This is a genomic window from Nitrosococcus wardiae (assembly GCF_004421105.1).
Classification (GTDB): domain Bacteria; phylum Pseudomonadota; class Gammaproteobacteria; order Nitrosococcales; family Nitrosococcaceae; genus Nitrosococcus; species Nitrosococcus wardiae.
This window is the reverse complement of sequence record NZ_CP038033.1, coordinates 3,630,664-3,652,511: the sequence shown is the minus strand read 5'-3', so window position 1 is coordinate 3,652,511 and position 21,848 is coordinate 3,630,664. Positions and strand designations below refer to the sequence as shown.

At 50.1% G+C, this 21,848-nt stretch carries 17 protein-coding genes; 7 read left to right on the top strand and 10 right to left on the bottom strand.

The window, feature by feature from the left end; genetic code table 11:
* Positions 1–42 precede the first annotated feature (42 nt).
* Positions 43–822, top strand: a complete 780-nt coding sequence (locus E3U44_RS17175; protein WP_134359301.1) for an alpha/beta fold hydrolase — start codon at positions 43–45, stop codon at positions 820–822.
* A gap of 126 nt (positions 823–948) precedes the next feature.
* On the opposite strand, the gene E3U44_RS17170 is transcribed toward E3U44_RS17175, so the two are convergent.
* Positions 949–3,033, bottom strand: coding sequence for a putative bifunctional diguanylate cyclase/phosphodiesterase (locus E3U44_RS17170; RefSeq protein WP_134359300.1), 2,085 nt, complete (start codon positions 3,031–3,033; stop codon positions 949–951).
* 655 nt (positions 3,034–3,688) lie between these two features.
* Here E3U44_RS17170 and E3U44_RS17165 point away from each other — a divergent pair.
* From E3U44_RS17165 to lpxB, 3 genes are read left to right on the top strand one after another with little or no spacing between them, the layout of a single operon-like run.
* Positions 3,689–4,639 (top strand): Gfo/Idh/MocA family protein, encoded by a 951-nt coding sequence (locus E3U44_RS17165; RefSeq protein ID WP_134359299.1) that lies wholly within the window; start codon positions 3,689–3,691, stop codon positions 4,637–4,639.
* Positions 4,640–4,669: 30 nt separating this feature from the next.
* A complete protein-coding gene (locus tag E3U44_RS17160) occupies positions 4,670–5,773 on the top strand; it encodes a DegT/DnrJ/EryC1/StrS family aminotransferase (RefSeq protein ID WP_134359298.1) in 1,104 nt (367 codons plus the stop codon).
* On the top strand, positions 5,763–6,944 hold the full coding sequence (gene lpxB, locus E3U44_RS17155; RefSeq protein ID WP_134359297.1) for a lipid-A-disaccharide synthase: 1,182 nt from the start codon (positions 5,763–5,765) through the stop codon (positions 6,942–6,944). Before E3U44_RS17160 ends, lpxB begins: the two co-directional genes overlap by 11 nt.
* Here lpxB and lpxA read toward each other — a convergent pair.
* The 9 genes from lpxA to ispH form a co-directional block, all read right to left on the bottom strand.
* Positions 6,911–7,681, bottom strand: coding sequence for an acyl-ACP--UDP-N-acetylglucosamine O-acyltransferase (gene lpxA / locus E3U44_RS17150; protein ID WP_134359296.1), 771 nt, complete (start codon positions 7,679–7,681; stop codon positions 6,911–6,913). The genes lpxB and lpxA overlap by 34 nt on opposite strands.
* Before the next feature lie 261 nt (positions 7,682–7,942).
* Positions 7,943–8,341 carry a small metal-binding protein SmbP gene (gene smbP, locus E3U44_RS17145; RefSeq protein WP_134359295.1) on the bottom strand — a complete coding sequence of 133 codons (399 nt, stop codon included), beginning with the start codon at positions 8,339–8,341 and terminating at the stop codon, positions 7,943–7,945.
* Between the two features lie 227 nt (positions 8,342–8,568).
* On the bottom strand, positions 8,569–9,360 hold the full coding sequence (locus tag E3U44_RS17140; RefSeq protein ID WP_134359294.1) for a hydroxyacylglutathione hydrolase: 792 nt from the start codon (positions 9,358–9,360) through the stop codon (positions 8,569–8,571).
* Positions 9,361–9,363: 3 nt separating this feature from the next.
* Positions 9,364–10,509, bottom strand: coding sequence for a flavodoxin/ferredoxin-dependent (E)-4-hydroxy-3-methylbut-2-enyl-diphosphate synthase (locus E3U44_RS17135; RefSeq protein ID WP_134359293.1), 1,146 nt, complete (start codon positions 10,507–10,509; stop codon positions 9,364–9,366).
* A gap of 104 nt (positions 10,510–10,613) precedes the next feature.
* On the bottom strand, positions 10,614–11,630 hold the full coding sequence (locus E3U44_RS17130; RefSeq protein ID WP_134359292.1) for an HpnL family protein: 1,017 nt from the start codon (positions 11,628–11,630) through the stop codon (positions 10,614–10,616).
* A gap of 147 nt (positions 11,631–11,777) precedes the next feature.
* Positions 11,778–14,459, bottom strand: coding sequence for an MMPL family transporter (locus E3U44_RS17125; RefSeq protein WP_134359291.1), 2,682 nt, complete (start codon positions 14,457–14,459; stop codon positions 11,778–11,780).
* A 25-nt stretch (positions 14,460–14,484) separates the two neighbouring features.
* The gene (locus E3U44_RS17120) at positions 14,485–15,099 is read right to left on the bottom strand and encodes an HpnM family protein (RefSeq protein ID WP_134359290.1); all 615 of its coding nucleotides are present in this window, start codon (positions 15,097–15,099) and stop codon (positions 14,485–14,487) included.
* Between the two features lie 266 nt (positions 15,100–15,365).
* Positions 15,366–16,481, bottom strand: a complete 1,116-nt coding sequence (hpnH, locus tag E3U44_RS17110) for an adenosyl-hopene transferase HpnH (RefSeq protein ID WP_134359288.1) — start codon at positions 16,479–16,481, stop codon at positions 15,366–15,368.
* A 30-nt stretch (positions 16,482–16,511) separates the two neighbouring features.
* On the bottom strand, positions 16,512–17,474 hold the full coding sequence (gene ispH, locus E3U44_RS17105; RefSeq protein WP_134359287.1) for a 4-hydroxy-3-methylbut-2-enyl diphosphate reductase: 963 nt from the start codon (positions 17,472–17,474) through the stop codon (positions 16,512–16,514).
* A 304-nt stretch (positions 17,475–17,778) separates the two neighbouring features.
* Between ispH and dxs the strand changes: the two genes are divergently transcribed.
* The 3 genes from dxs to E3U44_RS17090 all read left to right on the top strand — a co-directional run bounded on the left by dxs (position 17,779) and on the right by E3U44_RS17090 (position 21,837).
* Complete coding sequence (dxs, locus tag E3U44_RS17100) at positions 17,779–19,701, top strand: 1-deoxy-D-xylulose-5-phosphate synthase (protein WP_134359286.1); 1,923 nt, start codon at positions 17,779–17,781, stop codon at positions 19,699–19,701.
* An 86-nt stretch (positions 19,702–19,787) separates the two neighbouring features.
* Positions 19,788–20,180, top strand: a complete 393-nt coding sequence (locus E3U44_RS17095; protein ID WP_240761637.1) for a copper resistance CopC family protein — start codon at positions 19,788–19,790, stop codon at positions 20,178–20,180.
* 13 nt (positions 20,181–20,193) lie between these two features.
* On the top strand, positions 20,194–21,837 hold the full coding sequence (locus E3U44_RS17090; protein WP_134359285.1) for a copper resistance D family protein: 1,644 nt from the start codon (positions 20,194–20,196) through the stop codon (positions 21,835–21,837).
* Positions 21,838–21,848: the final 11 nt, after the last annotated feature.

Sequence of the window (21,848 nt, the reverse complement as noted above, 5' to 3'; positions counted from 1 at the left end):
AAGGAAGCATATAATATTCTACTCGGATGTAAAGCGCTTCTTATGTTACTTCATCATCGAATTCAGGGGAATGGCCCTCCCCTGATTATTTTGCATGGTTTATTCGGCTCTATGGATAACTGGCGGAGCTTAGCGCCTCAATTTGCCCGTCAGTTCCAAGTCGTCACTTTAGATCTGCCCAATCACGGCCGTTCGCCTCACAAGAAAGTTTTTAATTATCCCTGTTTGGCCAGAGACTTAGCCAGCTTTATGGATCAGCAAGGAATGGGTGCAGCTACTTTGCTAGGCCACTCTCTGGGGGGTAAGGTGGCGATGCAGTATGCCTTAGACTTTCCGGAACGGGTCACCCAGCTGGTGGTCGTGGATATTGCACCGCGTGCTTATCCCCCAGAGCACCATTTTATTTTTGAAGCTTTAAGTGATTTAAATCTATCTGCTTACGGTAGTCGCAGGGAAATTGATAAGGCGCTATCCAGGGCATTACCTGATCACCGCATAAGACAATTTTTGTTAACAAACCTGGATAAAGGTAAAAATGGTTATCGTTGGCGTATAAACTTGGATGATCTACATCGTAATTACCGCTCGATTTGTGCCGCGATAAAAGGGGAGGGTATGTATCTAGGTCCTACCTTATTTGTTAAAGGGAATCGTTCCGATTACCTCCAAAAGGGTGATGAGATAGACATTAGAAAACAGTTTCCTAGAGCGAACATTATGGCTGTCCCTCATGCTGGGCACTGGGTGCATGCAGATACACCCGAAGTGTTTGTTAATGCAATTTTAGAATTTCTCAATCAGGAAACTAAGCAGCCGTTTTAAAATGCTCTTTGGCGCCAAGGTGGCGTTGAGGTGCGTTTTGCAATGCTCATGTATGAGTGAATATACTGCGCTTCTCAAACGTATTTCGCCTGGTCTTAGTACAAAATTGCTATTTTAAAATGGCTTCTAGTTCACTATCCTGCGTTTAACGTTGCGTGATTCAATCAAAGGAAAAAGATTTTCTGCTGGCATCGGCCGCCCTATCCAATAACCTTGAATGCGGTGACATTGGTGATTTTGGAAGAACCGGGCTTGAGCCTCTGATTCTACTCCCTCTGCCACCACTTCTAGATCTAGGCTATGGCCTAGTAACACAATCGCCTCAGCAATAGCAGCATCCTCCGAATCATCAGAGAGCTCATGGACAAAAGAATGGTCAATCTTTAAGCTGTGGATGGGAAAGCGTTTAAGATAAGCTAGCGATGAGTAGCCAGTGCCAAAGTCATCAATTGCTAACGTCACTCCCATTGCTTTCAAATGTTCCAGTATATGGGTGGCATACTGAACATCTTGCATGACCACACTTTCGGTGACTTCAAGCTCTAGACAGGCAGGGTTTAAGGAGTGTTTTTGTAGAAGTTGGTGCACGGTATCCAATAAATACTGTTGAAACTGGTGTGCGGAACAATTAACTGCGATGCGAAGAGGATAACCGCATGCCCACCAGGCTTGAGCTTGTTTACAGGCCGTCTCTAATATCCAGTTACCCACTTCTATGATGAGGCCAGTTTGCTCCAGTAGCGGAATAAAGTCTCCGGGTGACACTAGTCCCCGCTGGGCATGTTGCCAGCGCACAAGCGCTTCTACGGTAGTAATCTGGTTAGTGCTAAGATCGAGCTGAGGTTGATAGTGAAGGATAAATTCTTCCCGCTCTAAAGCACGACGGAGGTCGGTTTCTAGTGCCAACAGTTCTCGCCCTCGATCCTTCATTTTGGGGGCATAAAACCGAAATTGATCCCGGCCTGTATGCTTGGCGGTGCACATGGCCGTGTCTGAAGATTTCAGTAGGTTTTCCTCGTCGCCACCGTCTCGGGGATAAAGAGAGGCCCCTATGCTGAGTGTGATAAAGACATCATTGCCATTGATTCTGAAAGGTTGACTGAGAGTAGCGCGAATTTTTTTTACGATGATTTCCACATCTGAGGGGGTGTGTAAATTGCTCAGAATAATTAGAAACTCATCGCCTCCATAGCGCCCTACCGTGTCACTGGTGCGAATACATTGCACTAACCGTTGACTAACCATGCGGAGGCAGCTATCACCCGCAAGATGCCCTAAAGCATCATTGATTTGTTTAAAATTGTCAATATCCAAGAATAAAACAGCAATTAAGTGCTGTTCCCGTTTCGCGTTGGCGAGAGCCCGAGACAGTCGATCCCGGAGCAAGATTCGGTTAGGAAGATGGGTTAGAGCGTCATGGGTGACTTGATGCTGCAATTCTTGCTCATAGTGTTTACGTTCTCTGATATCCCGGGCAATGGTGGAGAGAAATTCGAGTTGGTTTTGCTGATTCTGATGAGAAAGGATCACCTGGGATACGGGAATTTCCAAACCCTCAGAATCCAAGATAGCCATTTCTCCCTCCCAAACCCCTTCCTCTAGAGCGTAAGGTATGGCACTATTTTCCATTAAGGCTGCTGTCCAAGAAGGTTGGTAATCGGCCAAGAGAGTCATGGGGCAGCGATTTTCTTCGTCGAGTCCGAGCCATTGGCGGCCTGCCCGATTGATGTAGTGGATGCGGCCTTTTAAGTCCGTGATAGCGACAAAGTCTGGAGTAATCTCCAGTATAGAGCTTAGACGAATGCGCTCATTGTCTGCCGCCTGCCGTTGCCGCCGGCTTTCAGCTTCTCGTAATTCCCGCTCCACTGCCGGAAGCAAACGACTTAAATTATTCTTCATGATATAGTCATGAGCGCCTGCCTTCATGACTTCGACGGCCCGATCTTCGCCCACGGTGCCTGAGACCATGATAAAGGGAATATCTAGGCCGTGTTCATGCAGGAGCACTAGGGCTTCTAGGGTACTAAAGCGGGGCATCGTATAATCTGAGAGCACGATGTCCCAGTGTTGCTTTTGGAGTGCTTCAAGCATCGCTTCTCGGGTTTCAACCCGCTTTACGAATAGTTGATAACCCGTTCGTTGTAGTTGGTGGATAAGTAGGGTGGCATCATCTTCGGAGTCCTCGATAATTAGCGCTCGCAATTCACGCATCTTGTCGGTCCCATGCCTTATCCCAGATTGAAAAATAAAGCCCTTGCTGTGGGCTACATTCCAGGATCTTGTCAAATTTTACCGGTTCTTTCATGAATTTTTTATTTTTCCAAGCATACCATGGGAGTTTATTCCCTGATTGATGGGTCCATTCTGCTTGTCCCCTATGGCGGTGGATGAGATACCGCTATAGCGGCTACCCTTATCCCGGTTTCAGGATACTCTTGAGCCCATGCCGTTGCTAAAAGGGGTTGAAAGCCGCTTTTTTTCTATTGTTTTCGCCCACTGTCCAAAAGGGGTTGAAAGTGGTTTAGAGGCATTTAAATAATAAGTTTTTTATAAAAGATTTGTATATTTTTAATGATTTTGATGAAATGCCTCGTATTTTAGATAAGCTACAAAAAAAATTTTTTAAATAAGTATTTCTACTTACTTACTATCTAAGAGTTGTTAAAATATCCTCCAATTTTTGGCCCCATTGCGGAGTTAGCCTAAGAGAACATAGCGGCTTGAGGCGGCTTATAGGTCCTCGAATTTAAGCTCTCAATGGTGAACCTACCCCATAAAGGGTCTATTGCAATGCGCTAGACCCTTGTTTCTGCTTCATGGCCTGAATTTTACTAGCCTTTAATGACAACTATAGGTGATAGGTTCGGTGACATTTAATAGGGAGCATAAGATTAGAACTGCGGTAATTGGCGTTGGATATTTGGGGCGTTTTCATGCCCAGAAATATGCCTCATTACCCGGCTCCGAGTTGGTCGCTGTGGTAGATATAAACCCAACGGTTGCTCATCGAATTGCCGGAGAATATGGAGCGCTTGCTTTGGCCGATTATCGTGATTTATTAGGCAAAGTCGATGCAGTGAGTATTGTGGTTCCTACCCAGTTTCATTATGGAGTGGCCAAGGAATGCTTGAGTCAGGGCATCCATGTTCTGCTAGAAAAACCTATGACAGCTACCCTTGCCGAGGCCGATGAGTTGATTGCGCTTGCTAAGGATTATAATTTAGTGCTTCAAGTTGGTCATCTAGAGCGATTTAATTCCGCTACATTAGCTCTGCAAAAGTTTCTTTCCATGCCGCGCTTTATCGAGTCGCATCGTTTGGCACCTTTCTCTCTCCGAGGTACCGATGTGAGTGTCATGCTGGATCTCATGATCCATGATATTGATATCATATTGAGCATTGTCAACTCCTCGGTAAGAGAGATCCATGCCAACGGGGCGTCAGTGCTTACTAATGATATTGATATTGCTAACGCCCGTATCCAATTTGCTAACGATTGTGTCGCGAATGTGACGGCTAGCCGAGTAAGCATGAAAGCGCAACGTAAAATGCGAATATTCCAGCAGGATGCATATATCTCTATTGACTTTCAGGATAAAATATTGAGTATTTATCGGAAAGGGACTAAGGAGATGTTTCCCAGCATTCCTGAAATTACCCATGAAGAGAGCCGCTTTGGTCAAAGTGACGCCATCAAAGCGGAAATTGAGGCTTTCCTAAGAGCGGTGAGAGAGGGGACGCAGCCCCCTGTTAGTGGCGAGGAAGGGCGCCGAGCTCTGGCCATTGCCCTCCAAATCAGCGGCATGCTTAGTAGGTAATTAAAAATCAGTTTAGCAGGAATGGGTACCATGATTCCGATGGTGGATCTAAAGGCACAGTATCAAACTCTCAAGGCGGAAATAGAGGAGGGGTTGGCACAAGCGCTCACCAGCAGCCAGTTTATTCTTGGCCCTAATGTTAAAGCATTCGAAGAGGAAGCAGCGGCCTATTTGGGGGTAAGCCATAGTATCGGTGTGGCTTCCGGGACTGATGCGCTCCACCTCGCTTTAGTCGCTGCCGGGATTGGTGAAGGAGATGAAGTGATTACCACTCCCTTTACTTTCATTGCAACGGCTGAGGCTATCTGTTATGTAGGAGCCCGTCCAGTATTCGTCGATATCGATGAAAAAACATTTAATATCGATGTTGAACAGGTGGAGGCGGCGATTACCCCGGCAACCCGAGCTATTCTTCCCGTCCATCTATTTGGGCAGGCGGCTGATATGGCGGCTTTAGAGGTGATGGCCGCAAAGCATGGTTTACTGATCATAGAGGATTGCGCTCAATCTTTTGGAGCAGAGATTGCTGGCCGTCAGACCGGAAGCTTGGGGTTTGCCGGCTGTTTTAGTTTTTTTCCCAGTAAAAACCTAGGGGGTTATGGCGATGGGGGGCTGATTACCACCTCTTCTGAGCCAGTTGCCAGGCATCTTCGAGGATTGCGTGATCATGGTAGCTGGCAGCGTTATCATCATTCGGAATTAGGCTTTAATAGCCGCTTGGATGAACTACAAGCAGTTATCTTGAGGATAAAACTCAAATATATTGATCAATACAATGCTGAGCGGCGGCGCATTGCCCAATGTTACAGCACAGCTCTGGCGGAACTGCCGGATTGTGTCCCGCCTTGTGAAGATAGGGGCAGAAGCCATGTTTATCACCAATATACGTTATTGTCCCCCCACCGGGACAAAATTCAGGCAGCTCTAGCCGCTGAGGAGATTGCCTCGGCGATTTATTATCCCATTCCTCTCCATCGACAAGCGGTCTTTCAGAAAGAGTATAGGGAAATTACACTTCCCGTTAGCGAGTGGGTCGCTAGCCAGTGCCTTTCACTGCCAGTCTTTCCTGAGTTGAGTGACGCCCAGGTAGAGCGGGTTATTGAAGTTATCCGGAGTACCTTGCTTGAAAAATAATGCCCCTCTAGTTGCCATTGTGGCCGGTGAGGCCTCAGGGGATCAGCATGGAGCTTACCTGATTCGCGAGGTAAAGAAAATTGTTCCTCAGGTTCGCTTCTGTGGCATTGCAGGACCCCGGATGCGGGCGGTAGGTGCAGAGGTGTTGTTTGATTCTTCTCAATTGGCTGTGGTGGGGCTGGTGGAAGTGTTATCCCAATTTAAAGAGATTTATAGGACGCTCCAAAAGATGCGTCGTTTTCTTGAGGAAAAGCGTCCTGATCTTTTAATCTTAGTAGATTATCCAGAGTTTAATCTCCGTTTGGCTAAGACAGCCAAGGCGCTGGGTATTAAGGTACTTTATTACATTAGTCCTCAAATATGGGCTTGGCGGCAACATCGAGTTCATCAGATTCGCCACTTAGTGGATATGATGGCTGTGGTGTTGCCTTTTGAAGCGCCCTTTTATAAGCAAGCGGGAGTCCCGGTTTGCTTTGTGGGGCATCCATTGCGGGATGAGGTTAAAAGCCCCCTCAGCCGTGATGAGGCGGTGGCTGAGTTTGGTTTTGATCCCCACCGTAAAACTTTGGGGTTACTACCTGGGAGCCGCCGTAGCGAAATCAAACGGCTATTGCCTGTACTGCTGGATGCCGCAGAGCAAATTTACTTGCAGGAACCTGAAATCCAATATTTATTGCCCCTTGCTACGACCTTAGACGAAGCTGATTTAGCGCCCTATTTAAAAAGGCATCGTCTTCCTCTGAAAATTATCCCTAATCGCTCCTATGATGTTATGGTGGCTTGTGATGCCATGGTGGTTGCTTCCGGTACGGTTACTTTGGAGGCAGCCTTGATGGGCGTGCCATTGGTGGTCATTTATAAAATGAAACCTTTGAGTTATTGGATTGGGCGCCTCCTTATTAGGGTTAACCATATTGCGCTTTGCAACATCATCGCGGGCGAAGGTATCGCCCCAGAATTGATCCAACAGGAGGCTTCGCCGGAACAGATTGCTAAAGAAGCACTGAGCCTCTTAAGGGACCAAGATCGGGTTAGGGCAATGCAGCAAAAATTTCACACGATTAAGGATAAGTTGAGTGCGGGCGCCCAGCAGACAATTGCCGAACTCACCGTGGCGATGTTGGAGTGTGAAGAAGATTATTCAGTTGAATTTTTAGCGGCAAAGCGGTGAAGGCCGCGCTTTGATTTTGTGGCGAGCCAGGCTCTGAGGTAGGCCATCTCAGGAGTTTCAGGCAAATCGTTTAGGTCTGCGCCATGACGAAGCTGCCAAAAGGCCTGCTCTAAGGTCCGGTAACGTTCTCCTTTGATGCCGGCCCGGCGTAGTCCAACGGTATTGAGGCGATAGTGGCGGACAGGATGCCCTCCGACAATGCTGTAGGGTAAGACATCCTGACCTACCGAGCCATTGCCTTGAACCATGGCATAAGCGCCTACTCGGCAATATTGATGCACCACGGCCCCCCCCCCTAGGACAGCTTTATCGCCTATCTCCACATGTCCCCCCAGCAGAACGTTATTGGTGAGAATGACACTCTGACCTATAGTGCAATCATGGGCCACATGAGAGTAGGCCATAAAGTAGCAGTTATTTCCTATGTGGGTAGGGTGGTCTGGATCTGTTGAGCGGTGGATGGTTACCCCCTCCCGTAAGATATTATCATCACCAATGGATACCCAAGTCTCCAGGTTACTGAAAGAAAGGTCCTGGGGAGTGTCACCAATAACAGCATGGGCATGGATTTGATTGCGGAGCCCTATTCGTACAAAGGAGTGGATAACTGTATGGGGTCCGATGACACTTTCCTCACCAATGCTTACCGGGGAGTTGATAACCGCATAAGGCCCAATAATGACATCTTTGCCTAGCTTTGCCTCGGGGGCAACCACCGCAGTGGGATGTATTCTCATCCTTATTATCTCACTGGAAAAGTGATATTCAAGTAAACCAGCATCCTTAATAATGGTGCATGCTAAGGATGACAAATACGTTTCTGAATTTTTGGGGAGAGAAGAAGAGAAAAGAATCGCTTTCTAAAATAATCTTCCCTCAAAAGATATAAAGTGAGTACTGAGGGCTTAAATAGCCATCCATATATAAACCGGGCAGGAAATTAAATTTCCTGCCCGGTTTACTTCTAACAATCAACGGGATTTTTTATATCGGAAATTTTAGTACCCGCCGCCACTGCTACTTCCGCTTCCATGTGCTCCACCTCCATGTTTTGCTTCTGCAGCGGCTTCCAGGTGTTTTATTCCTTCCTTAATATGTTGAGTAGCGGAGTCGGCCTCGCCTTTGTTGCCTGCCTCAATCCCTGCTTCTAAATGCTTAATCGCTTCGCTGACATGCTGTTTTGTTTCGCCCTCGGCTTCTTCTTCAGCTTTTTTAGCATGCTTCAATGCTTCTTCCGCATGCTTTGCCAGGACTTCTCCATGCCCGTCTTTACCGTGGGCCTCGGCCATACCGGCATGCTCTAGCGCTTTGCCTATATGATCGGCAGCGTAGGCAATGCTGCCCCCAACAAACATTAATGCGCATGTTATTAACGCTGTGGCTAGCTTGTGCTTCATTTCTTTCTTACTCCTTTTATTTTGGGTTGAGTCGGTTGGTCTTGTTTTTCTTTTTCTTGCCCCTCGTATTCTCCTGTTGCTTCATCTAAATCTCTGATTGGAGAAGACAACGAAAGACATACTAACATCTAGCACGAGGGGGGTAGCCTGTCAAGGAAAGGTGTGTTCTTGAGCTATTTTTAGAATAGCTTTCCTGAGTCAAAAAGAACCCAAAAGGCAGGAGTTTGTCACCATTTGTTTCTAAGTTCCCTTAACTTGAGAAATACCGTCTTTGGATCCGGAGTGTTGGGCAATTCAGGAAAAGCTTCACCGAGCTTTCTGATTAAAGTGGGACTATCGAGGCGGAAGAAAATATTGATTTCTTTTTCTAATGCTAGGGTTGAAACAAAAGCGTGGTTGGGATCTTGAAATTTGACCTTAGAGAGCAGTGCTGCTGCTTGGGCATTGTCCGGTTCTCGGTCTAAAGTAAAGCGCAGATTATTCACAATATATTCATGACCCGGATAGATGCGGGTGGCATCGGGAAGTTTGGCAAGCTGTTGGGTAAAAGTGTGATAGAGGGCACTGGGATCACCCCCATGGTAGCAGTTACCTGCGCCAGCGTTGAATAAAGTATCTCCGCAAAAAAGTGCCGGGGGATCACTATGGGCGAATAAACACACATGGCTTAGGGTATGGCCTGGAGTATCTAGTACTTCCAACTCCACAGTCTTGCCTACCTTAACCACATCTCCCGCCCCTAGGCCTTGATCGAGACTCCTTATCTTATCTTTGGCATTTTTGTGGGCGAGCAATTTGGCGCCTGTTTGGGCAATCATGGCCCGATTACCCCCGGTATGGTCGCCATGCTCGTGGGTATTGAGTATCTGTCTAATCTGCCAGCCGTTGCGCTTGGCTGTGGCAAGGCATTGGCGATAATCAAGAGGGTCGATGGCAAGGGCTTCGCCCGTCTCTGGGCAGGCGATCAGATAATTGAAATTACGGTAAGCATTGGCGGTCCAAATCTGCTCGATGAGCATTACTCAGCTGGTCTCCGTTCGTTCTGCAATAATGGCATCAAGCTCTTCTTTCAGACGGGGTAAGATTTCATTATAGCCATAGCTCCCCAGGGTTTCGCTACCCCGTTTGAGGTTAACCGCCTTAGGTCCACACCAAAGACCCAAATCCGCATCGTCAGTTTCTCCAGGTCCATTGACGCGACAGCCCATGACCGCAATGGTGACCGCATGATCGGCGGCATATTCTGTCATGGCTTTCACCTGCTGTGCTAATTCGATAAAGGCTTCATTTTCTACCCGCGAGCAACTCGGACAACTAATAATATTGAGGGTTTTGAGACCGTAGTCCACCACACTGCGTACTCGTCCCGCGGCAATATCAGCAAGAATTTGGCGGCCTGCTTCGATTTCATCTCCCTTGCGATCAAAGGGTAAGGTGAGCGAGACTCGAATAGTATCCCCAATCCCCCGGCTGATAAGCTGCTCAAAAGCAATTCGGGTTTTGATGATTCCCTCTGGTGGCATACCGGCTTCGGTCACACCTAGATGAAGAGGGACATCAGGGCGCTCGGCAGCGAAACGTTGGTTCAGTTCAGCGACCTTCCTAGGGTCTGAATCTTTGAGGGAAACACAATAGCGGGTAAAGCCAAGGGTATCCAGCAGCTCACAGTGCTCCAGGGCACTCGCCAGCATTGGCGAAATGGAGTCGCCCTCAGGAAATTGGGAAGCCTTGGCCGGGTCAACCGAACCCCCATTAACCCCAATCCGTAGGGCACAATCATTCTCGCCAGCCACATCCAGCAAAAATTTCACCTTATCTTGCCAGGGTTTTTGCCGTTCATGGTGGTATAAATGCCCGGGGTTATAGCGGACCTTATCCACATAGGGAGCGACCAGCTTGGCAAGCCGATAATTCTCCTGTAGGTCCACTGACAAATTTGCCTGGGTTTGCTGCCGGATCTCTATGAGCGCTTCCACATCCCGTTTGGTGTCTACCGCGATGCGCACCACGTCAGCACCAGCCTTTACCAAGTCGTTGACCTGCTTTACGGTCGCTTCGACGTCCCGAGTGTGGGTAGCACACATGCTCTGTACCGCTATCGGGTTGCCATCACCAATAGTGATATTGCCGATGCGGACGGGGCGAGTCGGGTTACGTGGAAGGTTCAATGGTAACTCTCCTTTAAATTAAACGGATGGCGATTAGCAAAGCCTTAAATCCTAGCTGTTTCGAGCCCATGAGACAAGCAATGAGGGAGGAAGAAAGGCAGCAATTAATTACTTAGGGAAGTATCAATGGAAAGTCGCTCCTGGGCAGATTTGGTCTGCCGCCAGAGGCGTTTTCCCTCCATGAATTGCCACATTAAAAGCCCTGGAACGCCCAGGCACAGCTCTCGTACTCTTCGGGTTAAGGCTAAGGCCAAACTGGTACTATAGGGAAGACCAATAAGGCTGCCCAGTAGGATATACCCTCCCTCTAGAACCCCTAGGGCACCAGGAACCAGAAAGGCCGCGCCTTTGACGGCTTGGGCCAAACTTTCAATCATAAGGGCTTCGATCCAGCCGACGGGATGATCAAGAAAATAAAGCGCCAGCCAGACTTCACCGGCCCCCAGGAGCCAGCCGAGGAGCATCCAGGAAGTACTTCGGAATACTTGGCGGCGTTGGTGATAAAGCTGGATTACTGCGGTATCCAGGGCATCAGCGCCGCCGACCAAGGCAAGCCAATTGCGGCCGCCAGCTAAAGTCTCAAACCGCCGCGCCAGCCAGCCAAATAGGCCGCGTTGTTGAAACCAGTAAAAACCAACAATGGATAAACTACTGAAAGCGGTTACTGCCAGTATCCCCTGGGCCAGTTTACCTTCACCTAGCAACAGGGTCAGGAGCACTAGCCCCACCAGGGTAAAAATGACCTGGGTGAAGACAGCGAGGGTAAGATTGACGACGACACTGGCCCCTGCTTGGCTGCCTGGCACCTGGTAATGGGTGAGTAAACGGGTTTTGACCAACTCACCTCCTATTTGCGCAACCGGCAAAAGGGTATCCACGGATTCGCCTATCCAGCGGGCCCAAAGAATAGTGCGAAAACGGGGCCGGGAAGTGGGATCGAGCAAGACATACCAGCTGAGCCCATCGGCGGTCATGGGGATGAAGTGAAACAGAACCACTACCAATAATCCCCAACCTGCCATGGCTAGGGCGGAGGCCACTTGCGTGACTCCCTGATAGGCCACTAACATTGTAAACAGTGTCAGTCCGGCAAGAAAAGCAATATAAACAACCCGTTTCACCTAGATGAACCTTTTATATTGTTTATGGAACCGCACCAGCGTAAAGAAAAAGAAGGCAGATGCACCAATAACTGTTGCCACTAAAAACGGCAATATACCATGTAACCAGGCCACTGGACCTACCAGAAATATCCCATCCAGGTAACGCTATGCTCCTTTGCCGGTGACCAGGGAGCGACTTTGGGTTGCCATCAGTAATGCGGGCAGCAGCAGTAGGGTGCATAGCAAAGTCAGGGCAACGCCGACGGTGAGCAAAAGCCCCATACTGGCCATCCCCGGATGGGGGGCAACCAATAAATTGCCAAAGCTGCAAGCACTCACTAAGGCACTGAATACAACCCCCCGGGCGGTACTGGTTTGCAGGGGATTGCCTGTTTTTGGCGGCGCCTGGCGCATCCGCCGAACCATATGAATGCCGTTGTCAACGCCGATGCCGAGTAAGAGGGGGAGGGCAATGATGTTGGCAAAGTTGAAAGGGGTATTAAGTATCACCATCGCTGCACCTAGCAAAATCCCCGCTAAGAGGAGTGGGATCAGCACCAATATCGTATCCCAGAGGTTGCGTAGCAGAAAGAGCAATACAGCAGTGATTGCTAAAAGGGCATAGGTAAAGGCTTGCTGAAATGCCGCCACGACCGCTTCCCCCGATTTGAGGGTAAGCACCAGGGAGCCGGTAGCATCCGGCGCAACCCTATGGACTTCTTGGACAAAACGACTTAGATCGTGGGTCTTATCGATATCGATATTTTCCTGGGGAAAAATCTCAATCCGTTGGATGCCGGTGGGAGTCATCCAGCGTTGCTGGAGGGCAGATGGCAGAGTATCGAAGGTAATAAAGTTGGCTTGCAGTGAGCGCCTTAGCCGCACCAGATTATCCGGCAAGGTTGCCAGCAAGCTGTGCTGGAGAGTGAGCAGCAACTGCCGTTGGGTGGCATGATTACTTTGCTTAAGACGATTAAGCAGCTGTTGGAAATGTTCTGCCAGTTCATAGGCTGCCGGCGAGGGGGCGGCTGCAGGGTCGGCTAGATAGGACTCCAGAGTTCGCAGAAACTGTCTGAGGGTAACCCGATGCTGTTGTGATTCCAATTCCGCTGGCCCTAATAGGGGCCCTAGCAGCAACGCTAACTCATCAATCAGCGCAAGCTTTTCTTCTTGCCGTTCCGGGATGAAGTCCTGGAGCGTAATGACGGTCCCCACTGTATCCAATTGCTGGAGCTGCTCCGCTAGTTGTTGTGCTTGGTTGGCATTGGGGGTTAATACGACTGCACTCCAGGGTGGAGTAGTTTCAGTTTTAATAAGGTCACGCAAAGTCGATACCGACTCAGAAGCGGGATCCCGGAGATTGAGGGGGTTATAGTCAAAGCGCATTTGGGGGAGTAATACTAGTGCCCCCAACCCTAAGATTAGCCCGCTCCAAAGGATGCTGCGTTTATAATGTAAAGGCAATTGGAATAGAAAACCGAAAATCCCTCCTGAGGCTCTCTGGGGACCAGCGGATGGTACCGGTAGTAGGCGTAGGAGGGCAGGCAGGAACCCCAGATTGAGCCCCAAGCTGATAAACATCCCAGTACCAGCAATAAGTCCCAGCTCAGAGACCCCTGCGAAGTCGGTAGGAATAAAGGCATAGAAGCCAATGGTGGTTGTAAGAGCACATAATATTAGCGAGGTTCCTACTTCAGCGGCTGCTGCGCACAGGGCCTGTCGTTGATTCAGCTCAGCATGGGCAAGCCGCTGATAACGCAAACAAAAATGAATAGCATAGTCGGCACCTAGGCCGATATAGAGGACGGCGAAAGCCGTTGATATCAGGTTAAGATGGCCTATGGCGGCGGTGGCAAATCCAGCGGTGAGAATGAGCCCGCTGATCAAAGTCAGCAAGGTGGCAAACACGAGGGTAGGGGAGCGCAATCCAATAAGGAGCAGGGTGCCGGTCATGATGATGGCCAGGATCCCCGCAATTTTTCCTCCTTCGATAGCACTTTCTAACTCTTCATGGGAGAGAGCCGCATCCCCGGTGATTCGCACCCGGATACCGTGGGCAGGATCAAGCTGAAGTTCCTGGGCGAGTGCGCGAATGGCCTCAATGGCAGACTCTGCGGGTAGGAGTCGGCTGAAATCCATTTGGGGCTGGACAATGATAAACTGGCGCCGCTCCTCTGGTGCTGTCTGATCCGCGCTCATTAGTTCTTGCCAGGACAAGGTGTAAGACTGTCCTGAGAGGGTCGCTCCTATGGCCCGACTAATAGGATCGAGGATAGGTTGCAACTCAAGGGTGGTGTCCCCTTCATGTTTTGCTTTGATAAGCTCATTGAGCATCTCAAGGAGTCCACCCAAGGAGGGATCTTGGGTTAGCCGGCCGAGAAATGGTTGTGCTTGGGCCAGGTTATCTGTCATCTCTTCGAGCGCTGGTAAATCCAGGTACATTAAGCCGTAGCGCTCGAAGAAATCGTTTGCTTGGGGAAGGTAGACCCGCTTAAACAGTGCCTCATTTTGCTCTAGTTTAGCGGCAAGGCGCCAGGTTCCTTCCCACGCCTGTTCGGGAATCTCCCCCTCAATAACCAAGATGAGGTTATCTTCGTAATAGGGAAATAGCTGAGAATAACGCTTGTCACTTTGCCGAAAAGGAAGATCTGGAGAAAGGATATCCTCCGTATCGGTATTGACACCGAGATTTTCCGTCACGTAATACAGCACCCCCCCGGTAATCACTAGGGTAATGATCACCACCCAGGGGGCTAACCGGTAAACCCAATCCACACAACGGGCCAGAAAGTTGCCCACACTATTGATATGGTGCTGATCGGTGTCAGAAGAAGCAGAACGGAGCATGGCTACCTAACTAGGTAACGTGAGATCATGCATCTGCGGGGCCTCGGTAGAGTGCGATCTTTTGTTTAAGTTTGCTGAGTAGGCTACTAAAGCCTTCTGTTTTCATGATGTGGCGATATTCAGCACGTTTTACTGCCAGATCGCTCACCCCATCAGCAATGACGTTCACAATGCGCCATTGGCTATCCGTTTGGTGCAAGAGATAATCAAAAACGACGTTCGAGCCGTCAGGATCGATGAGTTTGCTCCGGACTCTCATCCCGCTGCGGGGCAGAGTAGATTGCTTTTCGATAGTAAAATGCTCGCCGCCATAACCGTCAAAATGGCGAGCATAATCGACCACAGAAAGTTCCCGGAAAGTCTCTATAAACTGATGGCGCTGCTCTTCGTTAAGGTCATCCCAAGAAGAACCGAGGGTATAACGGGCAATAAAAGGCAAGTCAAATTCTTGAGTAATTACGGGCAGCAGCCGTTGGTAGCGACCCTCAAAGCCAAGTTCCTCGGCTTCTTTCATCACCGATAAAAGGGTGCTATTCAAACGCTCAACTGCCGAAGAGGGCTGCTCTGCCAGGGCAGGTGGTATGACCAGTATGAGACCCACGAGAATCGTCACTATGGCCCCAATTAATACTCGTTTCATGGATCCTTAATTCCTCGTTCTGATGGGTTGCCTCTCTGGGGATATGCACCATAGCACAGCTCCAGTAATAGACAAACCGCTCTGCCTGCCAACAAAGATGAAGATTTTTCTCTATGTTTTATAGACTCGTGCTTTCCAATCCAGCCGGGGGGCAAAGATTCGCCGGCAATGATCTGGAATTGCTTGCTAGGCATGGCCGCCTGGGCAACCTCTGGTTGGCTAAGAAACCGTTTAGCACGGCTTCTTAGCTCCAAAATCTGGTGTTGTTAGGAGGTTCCCCTGCTTTTACGGCGCAGGCTATCAACGGGTATGGATACGGTATCCGGTTTTTCTGAATAATTAATAGGCAGCTCGGGGGCCAAAGGGCCTTCAAGACGTGGCCCCCGGAGAAAAACCTTGAAAGCCTTCAGAGGATGATCCAGGGTATCGTTGACGGCTGTGGCCTCATAACCGCAATGAGCCATACAATTAGCGCATTTGGGGTGATTTCCGGTACCGTATTTACTCCAGTCCGTTTCTTCCATGAGGGATTTGAAGGTGGGAGCGTAACCTTCCTCTGAAAATAAATAGCAAGGCCGTTGCCAGCCAAAAATATTGCGCGTGGGGTTACCCCAGGGAGTGCACTGGTAAGTTTGATTCCCGGCCAGGAAATCTAGAAAGAGGCTGGATTGGTTAAATTGCCATTTACGTGCCTTATCCAGGCGGAAGATATCCCGAAATAGGCGTTTACTGGCAACTCGCTGAAGGAAAATGTCCTGGCGCGGGGCGCGTTCGTAGCTATAGCCTGGGGAGATGGTGACACCTTCTATCCCCATCTCCATACAGTAGTCGAAAAAGTCAGCCACTTCTTCCGGCTTGACGCCCTGGAATAGGGTGCAGTTTACCGTGACCCGAAAGCCCCGTTCACGGCATAGTTTGATGGCAGCTACTGCCCGATCAAACACCCCTTGTTGGCAAACAGAGGCGTCATGGTGTTCCCGATTGCCGTCCAAATGGACGGAAAAAGTAAGGTAAGGGGATGGCGTATAGTCTTTGAGACGCTTGGCGAGCAGCAGGGCATTGGTACAAAGATACACAAATTTCTTGCGTTGGATGATGCCTTCGACGATTTGTGGCATTTCCTTGTGGAGCAGGGGCTCTCCGCCGGGAATGGAAACAATCGGCGCGCCGCATTCATCTACCGCATCGAGGCATTCCTGGACACTCAAGCGCTTATTGAGAATCTCCTCCGGGTGATCAATCTTGCCACAGCCGGCACAGGCCAAGTTACAACGGAAAAGGGGTTCAAGCATGAGTACCAGGGGATAGCGTTTTTCACCACGAAGCTTTTTGCCCAAAACGTAGCGGCCAACACGATATTGCTGGATTAAAGGTATACCCATGCTTTTCCCCCTTGGATCTTTGAAATAACTTTAGTTTTTCGAATGTGCTGCTTGTTTTTGTTGCAACTCAGCGCGCAGTAGCATTGCGGGTAGGCGAAAACTGACGGATTCTTTAACCCCATCTAAATCCTGGACTTCTTCTACCCCATAGTCGCGTAACTTGTTTAATACCCCTTGCACAAGCACCTCCGGTGTGGAAGCACCGGCAGTAACCCCCACTCGCGATTGGGGGGTAAACCAACTTGAATCGAGATCTTTGGTATCTTGGATAAGATGGGCAATAATGCCGTTTTGCTCACCAACTTCCCGCAAGCGGTTAGAATTTGAACTATTACGCGCGCCCACGACCAGTAAAATGTCGATTTCTTTGCTCATCTCACGGACCGCGTTTTGGCGATTTTGGGTAGCGTAGCAGATGTCATCGAGTTCTGGGCCATGGATTTTGGGAAAGCGCCTCTTAAGGGCGGCGACGACATCGCGAGTATCATCGATACTGAGGGTTGTTTGGGTCACATAAGCCACATGCTCCGGATCTTTGATCTCCAGTTTTTCCGCTTCTTCCACTGAGTCCAGGACATATACGGGCCCATCCACTCGCCCGCGGGTTCCTTCTACTTCTGGATGGCCTGAATGGCCAATGATAATTAACTCATCCCCGCGGCGATGGTACTTTTGGGCCTGGAGGTGAACCTTGGTGACCAGGGGACAGGTGGCATCAATGACTTGTAGATTATTTTCCTTGGCCGCTTCCACAACGGCAGTGGCGACTCCATGGGCGCTGAAGATGGTCACTGAGCCGGGGGGTATGGAGACTAAATCTTCGGTGAAGATGACCCCACGTTGCTGCAAGTCTTCGACAACGTGTTGATTATGAACGATCTCGTGTAAGACATAAATCGGAGCGCCGTAAATTTCCAGCGCGCGCTCGACTATATCGATAGCACGCACTACCCCGGCACAAAAACCGCGGGGTTGAGCGAGGGTAACTTTCATCGGTTTAATCCTGTTGCTCTAATAGTGCAAAAATAAGGTGTTGTCAGAATATATCTAATTACGAAAAAATACAGGCCGCTAGCGCCCTTTGCAAGTACAATCAAGAGAAACCTTATACTTAGAAAGTATTTCTAGGTTTGCCCTCAGCTTATTTAGGGCTTACCTTATTAGGAGAGGGACGTGCTTGAGGATTGATTGTTTTGATTTCCACCCAGCCATCTTTGGTAGCGACAACAAAATCCTTGCGCCTCAGTACGGTGCTCTACATAATTTAAGAATCTTACAATGCTTTCATGGATAGACCATGACTTCTGCAACTAGTTACCCTTTATTAGAACGGATTGATTCTCCAGAATGCCTGCGCCGTTTACCTGAGTCCGAGCTGGAACCGATGGCTGAGCAGTTGCGCGATTTCCTCCTCCATTCCGTCGCTCGCAGTGGAGGACACTTAGCCGCTGGCTTGGGCACTATAGAGCTGACCATTGCACTGCACTATGTTTTCAATACTCCTGAAGATCGGCTGGTCTGGGATGTTGGGCACCAGGCTTATCCTCACAAAGTGCTGACGGGAAGGCGGGAGCGGCTGGGAACTATTCGTCAGGCAGGTGGCTTGGCGCCTTTCCCTGCCCGTTATGAAAGTCCTTACGATACCTTCGGTGTGGGCCATTCCAGCACCTCAATCAGCGCCGCTCTCGGCATGGCTATTGCCGCTAAGCAAAGAGGTGAGAATCGCAAGACCATTGCGATTATTGGTGATGGCGGGATGACAGCAGGGATGGCCTATGAGGCTTTAGATCATGCCGGTGCCTTAGATGCCGATTTGCTCCTGATCCTGAATGACAATGAGATGTCTATCTCCCCTAATGTGGGTGCGATCTCCAGCTATTTAACGCGCTTATTAAGTGGTCGGGTTTATTCCACAGTGCGGGAAGGCAGCAAAAAAGTGCTTGAGCGTATGCCGCCGCCCATGTGGGAATTGGCGCGCCGCACGGAAGAACATGTCAAAGGGATGGTGGCGCCGGGGACCTTATTTGAAGAGATGGGATTTAATTACTTCGGCCCAATCGATGGGCACGACCTCACCTCGCTGGTCCGTACTTTACGAAATTTACAGAAGTTGAGTGGACCCCGGTTGCTGCATATCGTCACCCGCAAGGGCAAGGGTTATACGCTGGCTGAGGAAAATCCGGTGACCTATCATGGGGTGACTCCCTTTGATCCTAAGGTCGGGCTTCCGCAAGGTCCAAAGAAGTCCTCGCCGGCAGTGAGTTACACTCAAGTCTTCAGCCAGTGGCTATGTGATATGGCTGCTCAGGATGCCCACTTGGTGGGTATTACGCCTGCCATGCGAGAAGGTTCGGGTTTGGTGAAGTTTTCCGAATGTTTTCCAGAACGCTACTTCGATGTGGGTATTGCCGAGCAGCACAGTGTCACTTTGGCCGCCGGGATGGCTTGTGATGGGCTCAAACCAGTGGTTGCGATTTATTCCACTTTTCTGCAACGCGCCTATGATCAACTAATTCATGATGTTGCTCTGCAAAACCTGCCGGTACTCTTTGCGATAGACCGGGCTGGGGTGGTGGGACCAGACGGTCCAACTCACGCGGGCAGTTTTGATCTGAGCTATCTTCGCTGTATTCCCAACATGGTTGTTATGGCCCCGGCAGATGAAAACGAATGCCGGCAGATGCTCTACACGGGGTTTCTGCTAGAGCAGCCTGCAGCCGTCCGTTATCCTCGTGGGAAAGGCCCTGGGGTGGCGGTCGAATCAAACATGACAGCGCTACCGGTGGGTAAAGCGGAGCTAAAGCGGGAAGGTCAAGGTATCGCCATCCTTGCTTTTGGCGCCACCGTGGCGCCCGCCCTGGAGGCGGCGGAAAAGCTCAATGCCAGTGTGGTGAATATGCGTTTTATTAAGCCCCTGGATGAAAACATGATTCTGGAAATGGCCATGAGCCATGAGTTGTTGGTGACGGTGGAGGATAATGCCATTGCAGGTGGCGCAGGGAGTGCCGTAAGCGAGTGTCTCGCGAACCACGGGGTTCCGGTGCCCGTGTTCTTGCATGGTTTACCTGATTGTTTTTTGGAACACGGTTCCCGGGAGGAATTATTAGCCCACTGCCGTTTGGATGGGGAAGGTATCCTCCAGAGCATAGAAAATTACCGGACTCAATTGCCTAAATCCAAGACCGGCATAGCTCCTTCTGTAGTCGGCGCACATGGTTAACCAGGGGGATGGGGGCTTAGGGGTTTCTTGTTTGTGCTGGCAAAGAGTTCGTCCTCCGTTGTGAGGCTAAAGAGACGGGGGAGATTGTGGTCTCATTGATCGGGGAATTTGCCTTTAAGGTCTGGGTTTTACTGGTCCTGGAGGCGGTGATGACAGCGGCTTGGGGGCACGCGGTGATTGTGGAATCCTCGCCTGCGGACCAAGAGGTCCTAGCCCAGGTTCCCGAAGCCATCGTGCTTCGCTTTAACGTTAGCATAGAAAAATCTTTTGCCCAGGCGAGTCTATGGGGGACCAAGGATCGTCTGAAAAAGCTATCCATTCCTGAGAGTAATTTTGCCCTAGAGGCTGATCCAGCCCGCCTCTATATTCCACTGCCCTCCTTAGCGCCAGGCCCCTATCAAGTCCGCTACAAGATCCTAGCCACTGATGGTCATACCACGGAAGGAGTCATTCGTTTCATCATTAGTGTGCCTCAGTAAATAGCAGGTGCCGATGACCCTGTTAATCGAGTTTTTTGATGTTTTATTGCATGGTCTTGACCTCATCGCTTTAGGATTGGCCATGGGAGGGGGGGTAGTGGCTCTTGCCGTATTACGGCCTTGGCAGCCTCTCACCATCATGGGCCGAGTAGCGCTGCAGCGAAGTGCCTATTTGATCACGGTGGGAGGAGGGGGATTGGTTGCCACTCAGCTCCTCCGGCTTGCGTTTCAGTTTTGGATTTCGCTCGATGGTCTTAGGGATTGGCCGATGGCGCAGTTCTTAGCAACTGATTTTGCTCAAGCGGGGATAGTCCGGATCATGGCGGCTTTAGGGCTTACCGCAGTGTCTTGGTTCTGGCTCTCGCGGCGACCTGCCTCCTTGCCCGGTTGGGTAGGGTTGGCGCTTTTGGCTGGGGGAGTGATGATCGCGGGGGCTTGGTTGGTCCATGGGGCAAGCCGGATTGATAATCGGGTACCGCTGATGGCCATTACCGTAGTACATCAATGGGCTGCTGTCATTTGGGTGGGAGGAATCTTGCATCTATTAGCCCTATGGCGGCTGCTATGGGGAAATCTAGAAGCCTCCTATCTTTGGCCCCGCTGGATGGCCCGTTTCTCTCCTGTAGCGTTGGGCTCAGTGATACTTCTGATTGTTGCTGGAGTCTACCTGGCACTAAACTATGTGGGGAGTTGGCAAGGCCTGATAGGTACCGGCTATGGCACCATGGTGCTCACTAAAGTGGTGCTGCTGCTTTTGGCGTTGTTCTTAGCCGCGAGGAATTTCTCCCAAGTCAGGCGTTGGCGAAAGCAGCGCCAAGCGACGGGGGTGCTGGAAAAATTACCGCCTTTCCTGGGTGCAGAGGCCTGGGTATTGAGCATCGTCCTGCTCTCGGCGGCGGCCCTGACCTCACTGCCACCGGCGGTGGATACACCTGACCAACAGGCTAGTTTTACGGAAGTCGCGGACCGTTTTATGCCCCGGGTACCCCGCTTAGTACCTCCATCGCGGGAAGAATATTCTGCGGCTGCCAGCTCTGTCTTTGACATTTATGCTTTGCCCGTGGCCGTTGAAAGGGCTCAAAGTGAGTTCAATCACAATTTTTCCGGTGCGGTGGTCTTGCTCATGGCGCTGTTAGCGTTTGTGGACCGCAGCAGGTTTTTCCCCTGGGCCCGTCATTGGCCCCTGCTGTTTTTAGGGCTGGCTGTTTTCCTATTTCTGTTTGCCGCTTCTACCGTTTGGCCCCTGGGAGCGGAAAGTTTCTGGCAGACCTTACAAGTGCCGGTAGTACTGCAACATCGCCTGCTTACGGTGCTGGTCATTGCTGTGGGTTTATTTGAATGGCGGGTGCGGACGGGAAAGCTAACCCATCCCCGTGCCGTTTTGTTTTTTCCCCTGCTCTGTATAGTGGGCGGTGGTTTATTATTGACCCATTCCCATACGGTGTTTGCCCTGAAATCCGAATTTCTTATTGAAGTCAATCATGCCACTCTGGGTATTCTGGCGGTCGTCATGGGCGTGGGGCGCTGGTTGGAACTTCGCCTGGATTCTGCTGAGGGTCACTGGGCCGGTTGGGTTTGGCGAATATCATTTATTCTAGCTGGGCTGCTGTTATTATTCTATTCTGAGACTCCAGTACCTGATGGAGATAAACATTGATAGAGATAAGT

Excerpts from the sequence above, each read along its gene's own strand:
- E3U44_RS17125 (WP_134359291.1), bottom strand. The coding sequence starts at position 14,459 with ATGCTCCGTTCTGCTTCTTCTGACACCGATCAGCACCATATCAATAGT.
- hpnH (WP_134359288.1), bottom strand. The coding sequence starts at position 16,481 with ATGGGTATACCTTTAATCCAGCAATATCGTGTTGGCCGCTACGTTTTG.
- E3U44_RS17090 (WP_134359285.1), top strand. The coding sequence starts at position 20,194 with ATGACCCTGTTAATCGAGTTTTTTGATGTTTTATTGCATGGTCTTGAC.
- smbP (WP_134359295.1), bottom strand. The coding sequence starts at position 8,341 with ATGAAGCACAAGCTAGCCACAGCGTTAATAACATGCGCATTAATGTTT.
- dxs (WP_134359286.1), top strand. The coding sequence starts at position 17,779 with ATGACTTCTGCAACTAGTTACCCTTTATTAGAACGGATTGATTCTCCA.
- E3U44_RS17120 (WP_134359290.1), bottom strand. The coding sequence starts at position 15,099 with ATGAAACGAGTATTAATTGGGGCCATAGTGACGATTCTCGTGGGTCTC.
- E3U44_RS17170 (WP_134359300.1), bottom strand. The coding sequence starts at position 3,033 with ATGCGTGAATTGCGAGCGCTAATTATCGAGGACTCCGAAGATGATGCC.
- ispH (WP_134359287.1), bottom strand. The coding sequence starts at position 17,474 with ATGAAAGTTACCCTCGCTCAACCCCGCGGTTTTTGTGCCGGGGTAGTG.
- E3U44_RS17140 (WP_134359294.1), bottom strand. The coding sequence starts at position 9,360 with ATGCTCATCGAGCAGATTTGGACCGCCAATGCTTACCGTAATTTCAAT.
- E3U44_RS17175 (WP_134359301.1), top strand. The coding sequence starts at position 43 with ATGTTACTTCATCATCGAATTCAGGGGAATGGCCCTCCCCTGATTATT.
- E3U44_RS17160 (WP_134359298.1), top strand. The coding sequence starts at position 4,670 with ATGATTCCGATGGTGGATCTAAAGGCACAGTATCAAACTCTCAAGGCG.
- lpxA (WP_134359296.1), bottom strand. The coding sequence starts at position 7,681 with ATGAGAATACATCCCACTGCGGTGGTTGCCCCCGAGGCAAAGCTAGGC.